General features: G+C 65.4%; 12 protein-coding genes. 3 read left to right on the forward strand and 9 right to left on the reverse strand.

Going from position 1 to position 16,234, the window contains the following annotated elements; genetic code table 11:
• From VL752_RS02845 to VL752_RS02855, 3 genes are all read right to left on the reverse strand, one after another.
• Positions 1 to 567 (reverse strand): hypothetical protein (locus VL752_RS02845; RefSeq protein ID WP_325352226.1); only part of this gene is annotated, 567 nt, incomplete at its 3' end.
• Entirely contained in the window at positions 560 to 2,137 is a 1,578-nt protein-coding gene (locus tag VL752_RS02850; RefSeq protein WP_325352227.1) for a glycosyltransferase, read from the reverse strand. The genes VL752_RS02845 and VL752_RS02850, both read right to left, overlap by 8 nt.
• A 94-nt stretch (positions 2,138 to 2,231) precedes the next feature.
• Complete coding sequence (locus VL752_RS02855) at positions 2,232 to 3,092, reverse strand: TIGR01459 family HAD-type hydrolase (RefSeq protein WP_325352228.1); 861 nt, start codon at positions 3,090 to 3,092, stop codon at positions 2,232 to 2,234.
• A gap of 113 nt (positions 3,093 to 3,205) precedes the next feature.
• Here VL752_RS02855 and VL752_RS02860 point away from each other — a divergent pair, with 113 nt between their 5' ends.
• Positions 3,206 to 3,433, forward strand: a complete 228-nt coding sequence (locus VL752_RS02860) for a hypothetical protein (RefSeq protein ID WP_325352229.1) — start codon at positions 3,206 to 3,208, stop codon at positions 3,431 to 3,433.
• A 54-nt stretch (positions 3,434 to 3,487) separates the two neighbouring features.
• On the opposite strand, the gene mctP is transcribed toward VL752_RS02860, so the two are convergent.
• From mctP to VL752_RS02885, 5 genes are all read right to left on the reverse strand, one after another.
• Positions 3,488 to 5,038: a monocarboxylate uptake permease MctP gene (gene mctP, locus VL752_RS02865; protein ID WP_325352230.1), complete on the reverse strand. Its 1,551-nt coding sequence runs from the start codon at positions 5,036 to 5,038 to the stop codon at positions 3,488 to 3,490.
• The gene (locus VL752_RS02870; protein WP_325352231.1) at positions 5,038 to 5,262 is read right to left on the reverse strand and encodes a DUF3311 domain-containing protein; all 225 of its coding nucleotides are present in this window, start codon (positions 5,260 to 5,262) and stop codon (positions 5,038 to 5,040) included. The genes mctP and VL752_RS02870 overlap by 1 nt, the downstream gene beginning before the upstream one ends.
• Positions 5,263 to 5,383: 121 nt before the next feature.
• The gene (locus VL752_RS02875) at positions 5,384 to 6,745 is read right to left on the reverse strand and encodes an ABC1 kinase family protein (protein ID WP_325352232.1); all 1,362 of its coding nucleotides are present in this window, start codon (positions 6,743 to 6,745) and stop codon (positions 5,384 to 5,386) included.
• 3 nt (positions 6,746 to 6,748) lie between these two features.
• Positions 6,749 to 8,602: a M3 family oligoendopeptidase gene (locus VL752_RS02880; protein WP_325352233.1), complete on the reverse strand. Its 1,854-nt coding sequence runs from the start codon at positions 8,600 to 8,602 to the stop codon at positions 6,749 to 6,751.
• A 111-nt stretch (positions 8,603 to 8,713) separates the two neighbouring features.
• Positions 8,714 to 9,649 (reverse strand): crotonase/enoyl-CoA hydratase family protein, encoded by a 936-nt coding sequence (locus tag VL752_RS02885; protein ID WP_325352234.1) that lies wholly within the window; start codon positions 9,647 to 9,649, stop codon positions 8,714 to 8,716.
• A 287-nt stretch (positions 9,650 to 9,936) separates the two neighbouring features.
• Here VL752_RS02885 and VL752_RS02890 point away from each other — a divergent pair, with 287 nt between their 5' ends.
• Together VL752_RS02890 and VL752_RS02895 are read left to right on the forward strand one after the other, a co-directional pair.
• Complete coding sequence (locus VL752_RS02890; RefSeq protein WP_325352235.1) at positions 9,937 to 12,093, forward strand: EAL domain-containing protein; 2,157 nt, start codon at positions 9,937 to 9,939, stop codon at positions 12,091 to 12,093.
• A gap of 82 nt (positions 12,094 to 12,175) precedes the next feature.
• Positions 12,176 to 14,710 carry a sensor histidine kinase gene (locus VL752_RS02895; protein WP_325352236.1) on the forward strand — a complete coding sequence of 845 codons (2,535 nt, stop codon included), beginning with the start codon at positions 12,176 to 12,178 and terminating at the stop codon, positions 14,708 to 14,710.
• Positions 14,711 to 14,759: 49 nt separating this feature from the next.
• Here VL752_RS02895 and VL752_RS02900 read toward each other — a convergent pair whose 3' ends face one another.
• A complete protein-coding gene (locus VL752_RS02900) occupies positions 14,760 to 15,893 on the reverse strand; it encodes a type III PLP-dependent enzyme (RefSeq protein ID WP_325352237.1) in 1,134 nt (377 codons plus the stop codon).
• Between the last annotated feature and the right edge of the window lie 341 nt (positions 15,894 to 16,234).

Here is a 16,234-nt window from a genome sequence, read left to right on the forward strand (position 1 = left end):
GGGCGATGCATCGACGATGCCGAGCCGCAGACCCGCCGCCTCCACCGCCACCGGCCAGACGAAATCCAGCCCCCAGCCCATGCCGGCCTCCGGCCCGAAGGGCAACAGCAAAGCCATCGCGTCGCGACGGATCGCGACAAGCGGTCCGATCTCCACGAAGCGCGTTCGCCGCGCGACGAGCCCCGGCATCTGCAGGACGATGCCGTGGTCGACGAAACTGTCCAGGCTGCGGGCGGGTTGGCAGATTGCAAAGTTATATCGCTCGGCCGCGCCAATAAAACGGTCGAGAAAGCCCTTCGGCAGTTCGATGTCGTCATCCGCAATGATGAGCCAATCAAAATATCCGGCATCGCGGGTCAGACCGTCGATGATGCCAAATTTGGGCTCGGGTGCGACGTAGATCGCGACCGTACCGGGCAAGCTGCAATCCCCGTCCCCGCCAGCCGCGATCGCCGCCCAGCGCTGCGTCACTGCATGATCCCGGCTGCGGGCGCATTCGTAGGCAACGTGGCCCGCGGTGTTCGGCTTGCCAGCCAGGTAGATGCCGGCGAGCAGAATGTCAGACATGGAAGAGCCGTGCGAGACGCTCGGCGACAGCCGCTTCCGAAAGCGTCGCCTCTATCAGCGCCCGCCCCTCTTGCTGCAAGCCGTGCCACGGCGCGTCCTCGCGCAGCAGGGTGACTACACGATCGGCGAAATCCTGCGGCTCCTCCGCAATCAGCAGATGACGGCCATCCTCCGCCGCCATCCCCTCGGCCCCGATGCCGGTGGTGACAACGGGCAGGCCGGACATCATGGCCTGGCCGACCTTGCCCTTCATGCCGGCGCCGAAGCGGAGGGGCGCCACGAAAACCCGTGCGGCATCGAAGATGGGGGCGAGATCAGGGACATGACCGAGCACCTCGATCCCCGGCCGATCGCCAAGCGCCAATACCTCGGGCGTCGGATTGGAGCCCGCGATCCGGAAGACGACCTCAGGCGCCTCGGCGCGGATCAGCGGCAGAATGTGGTCCGCGAACCAGAGTACGGCATCGGCGTTGGGTTGGTGCCAGAAACCGCCGAGGAAAAGCACACCCTGCCGCCCCGCCACGCCAGCAGGGGGGGAACCGGGAGAGGCGAAGACATTGGGCACGGTCTCGACCACGACCTCGGGCACGAGATCGAGCAGCAGCTGCCGCTCGGGCTCCGAGATGGCGAGGGTCACATCGGCGCTCCTGAGACAGGCGAGTTCGAGCTCGCGCATCGCCCGCGCCTGCCGGTGCAGGAGGGGGCTGTTTTTGACGGCCGCCTGCCGCTCCATGCGCAGGAAATGCAGGTCCACTGTGTCGTAGAGCACGCGCGCCCAGGGACAGAAGCTGCGCACAAGGGGGATGACATCGCTTGCGACGCCCGGAAAACTCACGAAGGCAAACCGCATCCGTCCGCCATGCGCGGCCAAGAAATGGCGAATCCCCTCCAGCCCATAGGCGAAGCCGGTGACGCCGATCTCCACCAGCGCCGCCTCGTACCGCTGCCGTCCCGCCTCTGTCGCCAAGGGACCAGGTCCCTGCTCCGGCAGGAAGGAGCCGAAGGTGACGCGCCAGCCCAGGCGGGAAATCATGCCGATGAGCGTTTTGAGGCGTAAGCCGCCACTTTGCTGATCGAAAAGCGGCAAATGGTCCGCCACGACCAGAACCTCGCCGAGGCTTTGTCCTTCCGGCCGGCCGCGCAGAATACCAGGCCCGACGAGACCGCCCGGCAGAGGCAGGGCCGCCGACGGCGGCCGATCTGTCTCGGCGATGGCGCTGTCGGCGCTTGGTGGCCGGGCACCGCGCAGGAGACCCGCCAGGACACGGAAAGGCGCCGTCAGCCGCCAGCAGGTCGAGGCGTGAAGCGCGCGGATCAGTGCGTCCTTGCTCGCGATCCTGTGGCGCAGGTAGGCAGCATCCTGCGGATCGGGATGCCAGGGACGGGCGGCCTGGCCTGACAGCGCGTCCCGCAGCCGGTTGCGTTCGGCCGTCAGCCGCGCGACTTCGCACCGCAGCAGCGCTTCGCGCAGATCGGCCGTCCCCTGCCAGGGACCCACCTGATAGGGAGCCGGCTGTTCGCGCCAGGCGGGCCCTCCGCTGGCATGGGGCAGCAGTGCGTCGGGCGACACTGGCCGTTCCTTCCCGAGAGCTTAACGATGCAATATCGTATCATTATCCTTTCGTTATGATAACGGCAAGCCTTCTGGCGCAGACGCCAGGGCGTCAGGCGAAGGCGGCTATGACGGCATCCGGCACCAATCCGCAACGCGCCATTTCCGCCTCCAGCTCGGTGCTGCTGCGCCCGGCCATGATGCCGGTCCGGACAAGCAGGGAGCGGCAACCCTGGGCGGCAGCCCCCGCCGCATCATGCTCCAGACTGTCGCCCACGGCCCAGATGCGTCCACGGTCCAGCCCATCGCCCAGCCATGGGGCGAGCAGCGCGAAGGCCGCGGTGTAGATCGCAGGTTCCGGCTTGCCGATCCACATCACCTCTCCCCCCATCTCCGCATAAAGCTCGGCGACGCGGCCCGGCGCGGGCGCAAGCTGGCCGTCGCCGAGGACCATGAGACGATCAGGATTGCCGCAGAGACAGGGAATGCCGCGCCGCGCGGCAGGCGCCAAACGGGCGCTATAGGCATCGAGCCCGATGCGATCAGCCTCGCTGCCGAGCAAAAGGATCAGGTCGGCCTCCGCGGCATCCTCGGTTCTCTCAAGGGCAAGGCCGGCCAGCGCCTCCCGGTCCTCGCCCCTGGAAAGGACGAGGCAGCGCCGGACCCCCGACAAAGCCGGCAGCCGGCCCTCGGCAAGCAACCTCCATGCGACCTCACCCGAGGTGAGGAACGCATCGTAACTCTCAGGGGGAAGGCCGAGACGGGCAATCCGCGCCATATTCGGCGCCGCACGTTTGCCGGAATTGGACAGGATCACGATGCGCTTACCCGCCAATCGCAGCCGCGCCATGGCCGCCGCCACGCCGGGATACATGCTGATTCCATCATGCAGTGTGCCGAACTGGTCAAGAAGGAAGGCATCCGCTTGATCGAGAATGTCGTCCAGCCGGGCGATCGTCGTGAAGGTCTGCATCGGGCATCACATCCTGGGCGGGGTCACGCCATTGTGCCCGTCTTCCGCATTGAACGGAAAGTCGCTGGTCTCACCTAGAAACGGGCAACGCAAGAACAAAGGCGAGGATCGATATGATGAAAAAGCTATCGCTACTGATACCCGCGGCAGGTCTGCTCTTGGGTCTCGCGGCCTGTGCCGACGAGGGCACGATGGCCAAGGAACCGGCGCCCACCTCGCCGGCTCCCAGCTCCCCCGCCTCGACCTCGCCCGTCAATCCCGTGCAGGGCAGCGTGCCCAGCACCAACAGCTCCGGCGCCGCGCCGACCGCACCGGGCGGCGGCAACGGCACGGGAGGCTGATGCCAAAAAAGGGCGGGTGGAAAACCACCCGCCCTTTTTTTGTTCGAATGAAGCTTAGAACTCGAAATGCTCCGCAGGATCGCGTCTGCCGGAGGACTGGCTCATCGCATTGAGCAGGAAGGACAGGCCAAAGCTCACGATGAGATTGATGATGACCGCATAGAGGGCGGCATAGCCCGGGGCCAGAAGCCCACCCATATGCAGCGCAAAGATCGCCGATTTGAATCCGGTTGAGGCCGCCATGGCCGTACCCACCACCATGCCGCAGGCCCAGCCCGTCAGCAGTGCGCCGGCCCGCAACCGCATCCGCGACAAGCCGCAGAAGATCGCCGGCAGAGTCTGGATGATCCAGATACCGCCCAGAAGCTGAAACTCGATCGCGGCCGTCGCCGGCAGTCCCAGGATGAAGGCAAGCGCGCCGAGCTTCACGATCAGCGAGATCAGCTTGGCCATGCGCGATTCCTGCAGGTCGGTGGCGCCCGGCCGCAGGAAGGCCTTGTAGATGTCACGCGTGAAGATATTCGCCGTCGCGATGGACATGATCGAGGCTGGCACCAGCGCGCCGATGGCGATGGCGGCAAAGGCAATCCCCGCGAACCACCCGGGAAAGGCCTTCAGAATCAGCGCGGGGACGGCAAAATTGCCCTTGTATTGCGCGAAGCCGGAAGCGAACTGCGGGTCCTTCGCGACGCCATAAGCGATCGCCATGAAACCGAGCAGTGCCAGCAGGCCAAGCACAAGGGAATAGGCCGGCAGCAGCGCCGCATTGCGCTTGATCACCCGCCCGCTGGACGCGGCAAGGATGCCCGTCATGGAATGGGGATAGAGGAAGAGCGCGAGGGCCGAGCCGAGCGCGAGGGTCGCATAAGCACTGTAGCTGCCGAGGCTCGCCGCCCCCGGAACTGGCAGTGTGAGCTTCGCCGCCGGCACCGCCGCGAAAATCTTGGCCCAGCCCCCGAGTTGCATGGGGATCACGATCGCGGCCGCGATGACGGTCGCATAGATCAGAAGATCCTTCACGACGGCGATGATCGCGGGGGCGCGCAGACCACTGGTATAGGTAAAAGCGGCCAGAACGATGAAGGCGACGAAGAGCGGAATATCCGCCCAGATGCCCGATCCCTGAAGACCGAGGGCAGCGAGCACCACCTGCATGCCGACAAGCTGTAGCGCGATATAGGGCATGGTCGCGAGAATGCCGGTCACGGCGACGGCGAGGGAAAGCGCCCGGCTGTCGAACCGGCCGCGCACGAATTCGGGCGCGGTCAGATAGCCGTTGCGTTTGCAAACCCGCCAGAGACGCGGAAAGAACACGAACAGCACCGGATAGATGATGATCGTATAGGGCACGGCAAAGAAGCCGATTGCGCCGGCGCCGTAGATCAGGGCAGGCACGGCAACGAAGGTATAGGCGGTGTAGAGATCGCCGCCGAGCAGGAACCAGGAAATCAACGTGCCGAAGCGGCGGCCGCCGAGACCCCATTCATGCAGGGTATCGAGATCGCCGCGCCGCCATTTGGCGCCCATGAAGCCAAGCACCGTCACGAGAGCGAAGAGTACCAGGAAGACGACAAGCGCCACCGGCTGGAGAGCGAGCGGCGCCATCACGCGTCATCCTCGTGGTGGCCGCGCGCATCCTCGATGAAGAAGACGATGCCGACCAAAACCGAGCAGAGGATGACCCAGAGCATCTGGTACCAATAGAAGAAGGGAAAGCCCCAAAGGCTGGGCCCGGTCCGGTTGAAGCAGCCGACGGCCAGCACCGCGAGGACGGGCAGGATGAGCAGGACACGCCAGAGACTGGCGCGTGGGCGGGATCTTTGGGGCATGACGTCCTCCAGCCTGCGCCACGAAGCGGGCGCTCTGATTTCCCCCTCCCTACCAATTCGTAATGTCATGGGCAATTGCCCAGCCTGCGGAATAGTCTGGGGGATTCCAGGCGGGGAAGGGCTATTTCGGCGGCGGCACGCCGGCCTCAGCCAGGGCCGCGGCCTGGCGTTCGGCAAGGGCTGCCTCGTCAAACTCTGCCGTCACCTCCCGGTAGAGGCGGCTCCAGTTGAGTTCCGCCTTCAGGCGCAGGAAGACACTCCCGAGCCCGACCGCCGAGCGGTCCATCAACACGAATTCCCGCGGCGGACGCACGCCCCCGATGCTTTTGAGGCCGGAATGGACCTCCTCAGCGACCGCCCGGCCGAAATGTCCCTCGCCATTCTCCTGGATGCGGCGCACCCGGTCATCCAGCAGCGGCTCATAGAGAAAACGCGCCCAGCCGTTAAGGACACGCACCTTTTCGGGTGTGATGTCGGCGAAGCCCCAGCTGCTGTAAGCCCGGGCCGCCCTGTCCTCGTCCGCATCCCGCACCGCTTCGAACAGGTCGATCACGCCACGCACGAAATGCGGTGGGAAAACACGGATCGCACCGAAGTCGAGCAGGTTGACCCCGCCATCCGGCCGCACCTGGTAATTGCCGAGATGCGGATCGCCGTGAATGATTCCATATTGGTAGAAGGGCACGTACCAGGCCCGGAACAGCGCCTCGGCCACACGGTTGCGGGCTTCGAGCGAAGGCTCGGTATCGAGCCAGCGCTGCAACGGGCCGCCATCCAGCCAGGTCATGGTCAACAGGCGGGATGTTGTGAGGTCGGCCACCGGCGTCGGTACATGAATATCTGCAACCGGGGCGAGCATCGAGCGGTAGAGCCGCATCTGTGCGGCCTCTCGCATGTAGTCCAGCTCCTCCCTTAGCCGCTCGGAGAGTTCCTTGTAGATCTCGTCATGCTGGATCGCATTGTCCATGCGATGATAGATCGCCATGGCGATCTTGAGCTGGCGGAGGTCGGCCTCCACCGTGCTCGGCATGTCGGGATATTGCAGCTTGCAGGCGACCGTCTCGCCATCGTGCAGCACCGCCTTGTGGACCTGGCCGAGGCTCGCGGCGGCGGCGGCTTCCTGCCCGAAGCTCTGGAAGCGGGACTGCCAGTGGGGGCCCAGTTCCCCCGCCATGCGGCGGCGGACGAAAGGCCAGCCCATGGAAGGCGCATTGGCCTGCAATTCGGAAAGCTCCGCCGCATATTCGGGTGGCAGCGCATCCGGAATGGTGGTGAGGATCTGGGCAACCTTCATGAGCGGACCTTTGAGCCCGCCCAGCACCTGCCGCAGATCCTCGGCATGTGCCGCGCGATCGGTCTTGATCCCGAAGACTCTCTCGCCGGCGACGCGCGCGGCAATGCCGCCGACCGCGCCTGAGGTGCGGGCGAAACGGCGCATGCTGCCGAAAAAGGTAGCGTCCCGGCCGCCCATCTTATCCGACATGCATCAGGCTCCGCCCTGCTTACCCACCTGCGGTTCGCCCGCTTCCAGCTCGTCGATAAAGCCGGAGATGATGTCGAGCCCGCGAGTCCAGAAGGCAGGGTCCGCAGCATCCAGCCCGAAGGGAGCCAGAAGTTCGCGGTGCCGCTTGGTGCCGCCCGCGCGCAGCATGTCGAGATACTTTTCCTGGAAGCGGGGATGGCCGCCCGCAAATTCCGCATAAAGCGCGTTCACCAGGCAATCCCCGAAGGCATAGGCGTAAACGTAGAAGGGCGAATGGACGAAGTGCGGCACATAGGCCCAGTAATTCGCGTAGTCGGGGGTGAAGTCGAAGGCGGGGCCGAGGCTTTCGGTCTGCACCTCAAACCAGATTTCGCCCAGGCGCTCGGGCAGCAATTCGCCCGACCGACGCCCCTCATGCACCCGCGCCTCGAAGCGATAGAAGGCGATCTGGCGGACCACCGTATTCAGCATGTCCTCGACCTTGGCGGTCAGCATGATGCGACGGCGGGCGGGGTCGGTCTCGGCATCCAGGATGGCGCGGAAGGTCAGCATCTCGCCAAAGACGCTCGCCGTCTCAGCCAAGGTCAGCGGCGTGCCGGAGCGGAGATAACCCTGCGTTTCGCCCGCCAGTACCTGATGCACGCCGTGCCCGAGTTCGTGGGCGAGCGTCATCACGTCCCGCGTGCGGCCGTGGTAGTTGATCAGAATATACGGATGGGCGGAGGGCACGGTGGGGTGGGCGAAGGCACCGCCCGCCTTGCCGGGGCGAAGGCCCGCATCGATCCAAGGCTTGTCGAAAAACCGCTGGCCGATTTCGGCCAGCACCGGGCTGAAGGCACCATAGGCCGAGAGAACCCGGCCGCGGGCTTCCGCCCAGCCGATCTTCTTGTCGGCGTCGCTGGGCAGCGGCGCGTTGCGGTCCCAGTGCTGGAGCTTTGGCAGGCCGAGCCAGCCGGCCTTGAGTTGGTAGTAGCGGTGCGAAAGCCGGCCGTAATTGGCGACGACGGCGGAGACCAGAGCGTCCACCACCTCGTCCTCCACCATGTTGGAGCGGTTACGGTAGCTCGCGGGCGTCGGGTAGCGCCGCCAGCGGTCGATCGTTTCCTTGTCCTTGGCGAGGGTGTTCGTGATCAGCGAGAAGAGTCGGATATTGTCGGCGAGCGTCTTGCTGATCCCCACGGCTGCCGCCTCGCGCGCAGCCCGGTCGCGGTCCGACAGGCGATTCAACGCATCGCTGACGGTCAGGCTGTCCTCGCCGACCGCGACGCGCAGCGCGGCCATGGTCTCGTCGAAAAGCCGGCTCCAGGCGCTCGCCCCGGTGACTTCCTTCTCGTGCAGCAACTGCTCGATCTCGTCCGAGAGCTGATGCGGCTTGAAAATGCGCAGATCGTCGAGCCAGGATTTCCAGGGCGCGAGCGCCGGATCCATCAGCTTCTCCGCCAGCGCCGCATCGTCGAGCCGGTTGAGCTCCAGGCTGAAGAAGAGGAGATCGGTCGAGATGTCCGTCACCTTCTCGCTCATGGACTGGTAGAAACGGGCAATCTTCGCGTCCGAACTATCGCTGCTGAAGAGCAGCTGGGCATAGGACATGATGCGGCCGAGCGTTTCCTCAATGGTCTCGAAACGGGAGAGCGCGGCCGCGAGTTCGGCGCCCGACTGAGCCGCGAGCTTACCCGCGAAGGCCGAGCGGAAGGCTGCCGCCTGCGCCTTCGCCTCGTCCAGATCGCGAGCGAGCGCCGGACTGTCGATGCCGCCGTAGAGGTCCGCGAGGTCCCAGGAGGGCAGATGGTCCGCCGCACCGGTCGTGTCCCCCTGAGCGGGACCATCCGGCTTGTGCAGCGTCTCAACTCGAACCATGGCAGCAAATCTCCAGACTATCCTGAGGCAGTGTAGGACAAGCCTCGACCGGCTGATAGCGCCCCGCAGAGCGCCAGCCGAGGGTCCACCACCCCTTATGATCGGCGGCCATCACTCGGCCGCAAGGCGCTGGTCGGCACCGCTCCCATGCCGGCGGCTCTGGGCACGAACCAGCCGAGCCATCTTGCGCAGATCGGCCTCCTCGAGCTTCATCGCCGCGTCGACCCAGACGTCAACGACGTCGATCAACTCTTCGCGGGTCAGCGGGTTCACGCGGTGCCGGGCCTTCAGCACGGCCTGGTGGGCGTTGAAGCGACGGTCGAGCCGGCCGAGGTATTCCCGCACGGCCGTGTCCCCTTCCCCGTCTTCCGCCAGATGATCGACCAGCCCCATCTCATGAAGTTCGACGGCGGAGAAAATCTTGCCACTCAGAATGAGCTTCTCGGCCCGGGCCGGGTCCAGCCGGCGCGAGAGCAAGGAATAGGCCCCCATGCCTGGGAAGAGGTTGAAGAGCACCTCCGGCAGGCCGAAGGTTGCGCTGCGCTCCGCCACGATATGATGGCAGGAGAGTGCCGCCTCGAAGCCGCCGCCCAAGGCAGCACCCTGGACAAGCGCCACCGTCGTCACCTGCCGATCGTACCCGACGGCATTATGATAGACGATGTCAACGCAGGCATGCGCGTAGGCGCGGAGCGCGTCCCGGGCCCCGGCACGGATTTTGGCGCCGAAGAGATCGAGATCGCCACCCAGATTGAAGGTGCCGAGGACCCGCGACCCGACCACGACATAACGGAAGGGCTCGGCGCCCGCCGTCGCCAGCGCAATGTCCTTCTGGATCCGGCTCATATCCCGCAGCAGTTCGGGTGTGTAGCTCGGCCGACCATCGGGGCGCATGAAGCAGAAAAGCGCCTTGGCCGGCTGGTCGAGCTCCACCTGCATTGTCGGGTAATAGTTTTGGGTAAGAGATGAAAGCGCTAGGGTTGCCACCGACGTAGACATTTCGGTCGGCGAAGTGACGACGCCAAACGAGGGATGGACAAAGGTCATGACTGGACTCCTGGATCAACGCGGAGCCTCTCCGCGGCCCTTTGGCAGACCAGGACCATCCCGGCAACCGGCGGGCAGCGCATTCTCGCCCGTTTTTCCCGGTAGATGTCGCAAAATTCCTGCGTAGTACAAAAGTTGAGGTGAGGTATATCCCCAAGGCTTCCGGCAAACCGACGGAGGTTCTGGAAAAACTACGGTCACACTCGCTATAAGACACTGGTCGGTAAGGCTGCACGGGGCTCACTGCTCCTCCCGGACGGGGCTGCCCGACGGCTCACGGAGTAAGAATGGCCTTTGTCGTAATCGTCGATGACCGCGCCACGAACCGCAGCATCTTTTCTCGGCTGGCGGGCTTTCTCGACGAGCAGGTCGAGGTTGAGGCTTTCTCGGCACCCGATCCTGCCCTGAAGTCGATCGGCGCGAAGATGCCGGACCTCGTCATCACAGACTACAAGATGCCGCAGATGACCGGGGCAGCCTTTACGCAGCAGATCCGCGCCTTGCCCAACGGGTCGGATGTCCCGATCATCGTCATCACCGCCTATGACGACCGCGCCTTCCGCCTGGAAGCGCTGGAGGCCGGCGCCACGGACTTCGTCCAGACGCCGATTGATCATCAGGAATTCATCACCCGCGCCCGTAACCTCCTCAAAATCGGCTCCCGCCAGAAACAGATCCGAATTCGGGCCAATGCCCTTGCCAAGGAATTGGAAGGGATCGAGCAGGAGCGGCTGGAGCTTCTGCGGGACAGCCGGGACCGCCTCGCCCAGGTGATCGACACCGTGCCGGCGATGATCAGCGCCCATGACAGGCGGGGCGAATGCATCTTTGCCAATGCATATCAGACCGCCGTCCTCGGCAAGGCGGAGACGGATGCCGGCAACGCTGTCGGCGCGCATTCGGAACGGTCCCGCCAGCTCGATGCGCGCATCTTCGCGACCGGCTTGGGCCTGCCCGCCTTCGAAGAGGAGATCGTGGATAAGACCGGACTGCAGCGGGTCTTCCTGACGACGAAGACACCACTGCGCTCAACAACCAATGCAGTTACGGGCGTGCTCACCACCTCTCTCGACATCACCGAGCGCAAGCGGGCCGAGGAACATCTGCACCGAGTCGCCCATTACGATGCGCTAACGGGCCTGCCCAATCGTCTGGCCCTGCATCTCCACCTCGAGGATACGATCGACGCCGCCAGCGCCCAGCATCATGAATTTGCGCTTCATTTTCTGGATCTCGACCGGTTCAAGAGCATCAGCCACGCCTTCGGCCACCATAATGGCGACCTCCTGCTCGGTGCCGCGGCGCGGCGCATGTCCTCCCTCCTCGGCCCTGGGGATTTCATCGGCCGCCTCGGCGGCGACGAGTTCGCCATCGTCCAGACTGATATCGGGAGCGGCGACAACGCCAAGGCGCGCGCTCATTCACTCGCTGAAACGATTAGGAAGAGCTTCGACATACCCTTCCTGATCGACGGCCGCAGCATCCACACCAGCAGCAGCCTCGGCACGGCCCTTTTCCCACGCGACGGCGAGGATCCGGACGTGCTGCAGCAGAGCGCCGATCTCGCCATGTATCGGGCGAAATCCCTCGGGCGGAATACCGTCTGCCAGTTCGAGCCCTGGTTGCAGACGGCTGTCCGTGAGTCCGCCCAGATAGAGATCGACCTGCGGGCAGGGCTCGTGCGCGGGGAGCTCGTGCTCCATTACCAGCCGCAGATCGACCTCCACACAGGCGAGATCCTCGGTGTGGAAGCGCTGATCCGCTGGGCCCGCAGCGGCCGCGAACTGATCTATCCGGACCAGTTCCTGCCCGTGGCGGAAGAGGCCGGGCTGATGACGGCGATCAGCCTCTGGGTGCTGGATGCGGCCTGCCAGCAGGCCGCGCGCTGGGAGCGCGCGGGGCTGCCAACGCGTGTCGGTGTCAATCTCTCCGCCTCGCTGTTCCGCCACCACGACGTGGCGTCGCTCGTTCTGTCGGCGATCGAGCGCGCCGGCGTCTCCGCCCGTCTGATCGATCTGGAACTGACGGAGACGATCCTGCTCGAGGATCATGAGGCCGCGCGAAGACAGATTGCCCAGTTGCAGGAGCGCAGCGTCTCCTTCTCGGTGGACGATTTCGGTACCGGCTACTCTTCTTTTACTTATATCGAGCAGCTTCCCGTCAATCGGCTGAAGATCGACCGGGGGTTCATTCGCAACATTTCGGATCAGCCGGAGGCTCTGGCCGTGATCCGCGCCATGATCGGGCTCGGTCACAGCCTGGGCATGCGCGTGATCGCCGAGGGGGTGGAGACCAAGAAACAGTTGGCGGCGCTCCGCGCCGAGGGCTGCGACGAGGTGCAAGGCTATCTCTTCAGCCGCCCGCTGCAGGCCGAGAATTTCGAGCAGTTTCACTATGATCAGCTAATGTCCCTCGTCCCGAAGGACGAGGCCCTGCCCGACTGACGGGCCGAAGGGTGCAGGCGCGAGCAGCATGGCAGCCCGGCGCCGGAACCCGCCCGGTGCCTGCGGAGCGAATGCTCACGTCATGAACGATCCAGACGGCAAGCGCAGCACGGCCGGCCCAATCCCGCGTCTCCGTGCGATGCTGCCCCATCTTGCGCTCGGACGGCTGGCGCTGCGGAGCCGGCTGCGCCAAGGCCGCGGCACCGAATACCAGATCATCATCAATCGCCTGGTGATCGGCCTTTGCGTCTTCTTCTACCTTTTGGCGCTGCGTGCCGAGGGCGCGCTCGCGCAGCCGGTCCTCCCGTTGCTGGCAAGCGGGCTCTATGCGCTGCTCGGCGTGGTCTTCTTCCTCGACCTCATAATCCGCGACCGCCCCTCCCGGCTCAGGATCGTGCTGCAGCTGATCGTGGACACGGGCACACTGTCCGTGGGCATGCATATCGGCGCACGGATCGCCGCGCCTTTTTATCCGATCTATCTCTGGGCGGTGCTCGGCTACGGCTTCCGCTTCGGCCTTGCCTATCTGCGGGCGGCCATGGCCTGCGCCGTCCTGGGCTTTGGTCTCTGCATTGTGACAACCCCGTATTGGCGGCAAGACCCCTATCTCTCCTTGGGTCTCCTCGCCGGGCTGCTGGCCATTCCACTCTACGCCGCGTCGCTCATTCGCAGTCTGTCGGAAGCCAAGCGCCAGGCGGAAGAGGCGAACCAGGCGAAGAGCCTCTTCCTCGCAAGCGTGAGCCATGAGTTGCGCACCCCGCTCAATGCCGTCATCGGCATGAGCGACCTCCTGACCGACAGCCGGCTTGACCGTGAACAGCGGGAGATGGTGGCGACGACAGGCGCCGCTGCCCGCTCCCTCCTGGGCCTTATCGACGGCATTCTCGATTTCTCGCGAATCGAGGCCGGCAGCATGCCGGTGCAAAGTCAGGTTCTCGATCTTGCCCTGCTCCTCCACCAAATCGAACGCCTCGTCGCCGTACCGGCCGAGGCGAAGGCCATTACGGTCTCGACCTTCATCGATGCCGAGACGCCGGCCCGGCTGATGGGCGATCCGCGCCACCTCACCGACATTCTCCGCAACCTCGCGAGCAATGCGGTGAAGTTCACGGCGCACGGCTCCGTACTGATTGCCGTGTCCCCGGAGAGCAGGGCGGACGGCGCGCCGCGCCTCGTCATTGAGGTGACTGATACCGGCATCGGCATCGCGCCCGAGGCCCAGGGGCGCATCTTCGACAGTTTTACGCAGGCGGACGAGACCATCATCGACCGCTTCGGAGGCACGGGCCTTGGCCTTGCCATCGCCCGCCGCCTCGCCGAACTGCTGGGCGGGACCCTCAGCGTCCGCAGCAAGCTTGGTGAGGGCAGCACCTTCCGCCTGGAACTGCCTCTGCAACCCGCCGATCCACCGGCCCCGAGGCTGCCCCCGCTTCGCCTCGCCCTGATCACCGCCGATCCTGCCGGCCGCGCCCCGCTGGTCCGCCGCCTCGAAGATCGCGGCATCGATCTCTTCGCCCAAACGCTGCCGCCGACGGCGACCTCCGCTATGCTGGAAACCGCGATCAGCCAGACCGAGGGGCTGCACGGCCTGTTCCTGGACGACGCGACCCTGCCCGGATTGCGCGACATCCTATGCCGTCCGGCACCAGGCCCGGTCTCCTATCCGCCGGTCATCCTGCTGGCGGACGAGACGACGGCTGCGGTAGCGGATGCCGACCTCCAGCGCCGAATTCTCTCCTGTCTCGCGCCCGAACCGGGAGAGCTCGCCCTCGACCACGTCTTGCGTTTTCTCGCCGCGCGGATCGACCCGGAGATGGCGCTGCCGCTCGAAGCGCGCAAACGCGGCCGGCCGTTGCATGTCCTCGTGGCCGACGACAACCGCATTAACCAGAACGTGGTCGCCAAGATCCTGGAACGCGGTGGCCATAGCTACGTGGTCGTGAGCAATGGCGAGGAGGCTCTGGACGCGCTGGAGCGGGAGGAATTCGCGCTCGTCCTCATGGACGTGAACATGCCGGTGATGAACGGCCTCGACGCGACCAAGCTCTACCGCTTCGGCGCAACAGGGGAAAAACACCTGCCCATCCTGGCGCTGACAGCCGATGCGACGCCGCAGATGGCCGCGCGCTGCCTGGAGGCGGGGATGGACCTCTGCATCGTCAAGCCGGTCGAGGCGGCTCGCCTGCTGGACATCATCGCCGATTTCGCGGGAACAGTTACCGCCGCCCTCATCAATCGTGGCGGGACACCAGGCGCCGCCGCGGACGAGCGCCCCACCCAGACACTGAGCGCGCGCATGCTCAAGGATCTCGAAAGCCTCGGCGGGGCAGAGTTCGCAGCCGAGCTCGCGCGGGATTTCATCGCCGAGGCCGAAAGCCTGCTGCTGACCCTACGGGCGGCAGCCCTTGTGGGCGATACCGTCCTGTTCCAGGCCGAAGCGCACGCGCTGAGCAGCGCCGCCGCCAATATCGGTGCCGAGGAGGTGGGCCGTCTCTGCCGCCGCTTCCGCCAGCTCGCTCTGGCCGATGGACGGGCGACACAAAAGGCACTGGCGGAGTTGGAGGCGGAACTCGGGCGCGTCGCCGATGCGCTGCGGACGGCCTATGAGATTGGATAAAGGCCGCGGCCCCGCCGGTCCGAAAAGGACCGGCGGGCGGGTTTCAAATTCAGATATAGTATTCGGCGAGCGGGGCGAAGCCGTTGAAACTCTGGGCCGCATAGGTCGTGACATAGGCACCCGCGGTCTCGATCGCGACACGGTCGCCATCCCGCAGCGCGAGGGGCAGCTGGTAGCCACTGCGCTCGTAGAGGATGTCCGCGCCGTCACAGGTGGGGCCGGCGAGCACGACCGGGCCGGTGGCTTGTCCGTCATGCGGCGTCGTCAGCCGGTAGCGGATCGCCTCGCCCTCCGTCTCGGCAAGGCCGCCAAAACGGCCGATATCGAGATAAACCCAACGCGGCGCTTCCGGATCCGGATTGCGCTTGCTGACCAGAACAACCTCGCTTGAGACCACGCCCGCATTGCCGACCATGGAGCGGCCCGGCTCGATCGCCATATCCGGCAGGTCGTTGCCGAAGTGATCGGTCATGGCCTTCATGATGGCGTCGGCAAAAGCCTCCGGCGCCGGCACGTCGGCCCGATAGCGCGTCGGGAAGCCGCCGCCGAGGTTGAGGAACCGCAGGTCGAGGCCGGAGCGTGTCAGATCCGTGAAGAGCATCGCCGCTTCCCCCACCGCCTTGGCATAGGCGAGCGGATCGGTCTGCTGGCTGCCGACATGGAAGGACAGCCCCCAGGGCCGCAGCCCGAGTTCGGCCGCGAGCGGCATCAATAGCCGGGCCTGGCCGACCGAGGTGCCGAACTTCTTCGACAGCGGCCACTCCGCCCCGTCATTCACCACCATGAGCCGGCAATAAACGCGCGCGCCCGGTGCGTGGGCCGCGAGCTTGCGCAGCTCTTCCTCCGAATCGAAGGCAAAGAGATCGACGCCCAGCGCATGGGCGCGGGCAATCGCGGAGGCCTTCTTGATCGTATTGCCGAAGCTGATGGCGGCGGGGGTGGCGCCGGCCGCCAGGCACTGCTCGATCTCTTCGATGCCGGCGGCGTCGAAGGAACTGCCGAGCCCGGTCAGCCGGCCCAGGATCTGCGGTGCCGGATTGGCCTTCACCGCGTAGTAGATCGTGGCCAGCGGCAGCACATGCCGCAGGCTGCGGTAATTCGCCTCCACCTGGTCCAGATCGAGGACAAGGCACGGCGTTGCCGGCTGATGGGTATCCAGAAACTGCGCGACCTTGGGTGTCATCGCACTGTCCCCCTATGATAATCGTCACCTGTCGAGACGGTGAGCGAGGTTGCGAAACGGTCGAACGAACCAGCGACCAACGAGGAGTTGCCAGAACGCTTGACGTCGTTGCGTAAACCCGAGGGGCCAGAGGCACGTGCGTTGCTGCGTGGGGGGTGCACATAGCCCCCCTGCCCCCCGACCGCAAGGGCGGAATGCGGTCGCGCCTTGAAGGTGACGCGTCCCAGCCACGCAGTTCAATTTGGGGACATCAACGGTTTAATCACCTCGGGCCGAACGAGATCATCTTTGCGGTTGATCGGAAGGCGCATCCGCCTCAAACGGAAACCGCGTGCGGGAAC

It is taken from the genome of Acidisoma sp., from assembly GCF_035492295.1.
Classification (GTDB): Bacteria; Pseudomonadota; Alphaproteobacteria; order Acetobacterales; family Acetobacteraceae; genus Acidisoma.

What these genes read in the sequence shown, in the direction of transcription:
- VL752_RS02885 (WP_325352234.1), bottom strand. Translation starts at nt 9,649, where the DNA reads ATGACCTTTGTCCATCCCTCGTTTGGCGTCGTCACTTCGCCGACCGAA.
- VL752_RS02855 (WP_325352228.1), bottom strand. Translation starts at nt 3,092, where the DNA reads ATGCAGACCTTCACGACGATCGCCCGGCTGGACGACATTCTCGATCAA.
- VL752_RS02900 (WP_325352237.1), bottom strand. Translation starts at nt 15,893, where the DNA reads ATGACACCCAAGGTCGCGCAGTTTCTGGATACCCATCAGCCGGCAACG.
- VL752_RS02870 (WP_325352231.1), bottom strand. Translation starts at nt 5,262, where the DNA reads ATGCCCCAAAGATCCCGCCCACGCGCCAGTCTCTGGCGTGTCCTGCTC.
- VL752_RS02875 (WP_325352232.1), bottom strand. Translation starts at nt 6,745, where the DNA reads ATGTCGGATAAGATGGGCGGCCGGGACGCTACCTTTTTCGGCAGCATG.
- VL752_RS02860 (WP_325352229.1), top strand. Translation starts at nt 3,206, where the DNA reads ATGATGAAAAAGCTATCGCTACTGATACCCGCGGCAGGTCTGCTCTTG.
- VL752_RS02895 (WP_325352236.1), top strand. Translation starts at nt 12,176, where the DNA reads ATGAACGATCCAGACGGCAAGCGCAGCACGGCCGGCCCAATCCCGCGT.
- mctP (WP_325352230.1), bottom strand. Translation starts at nt 5,038, where the DNA reads ATGGCGCCGCTCGCTCTCCAGCCGGTGGCGCTTGTCGTCTTCCTGGTA.
- VL752_RS02890 (WP_325352235.1), top strand. Translation starts at nt 9,937, where the DNA reads ATGGCCTTTGTCGTAATCGTCGATGACCGCGCCACGAACCGCAGCATC.
- VL752_RS02880 (WP_325352233.1), bottom strand. Translation starts at nt 8,602, where the DNA reads ATGGTTCGAGTTGAGACGCTGCACAAGCCGGATGGTCCCGCTCAGGGG.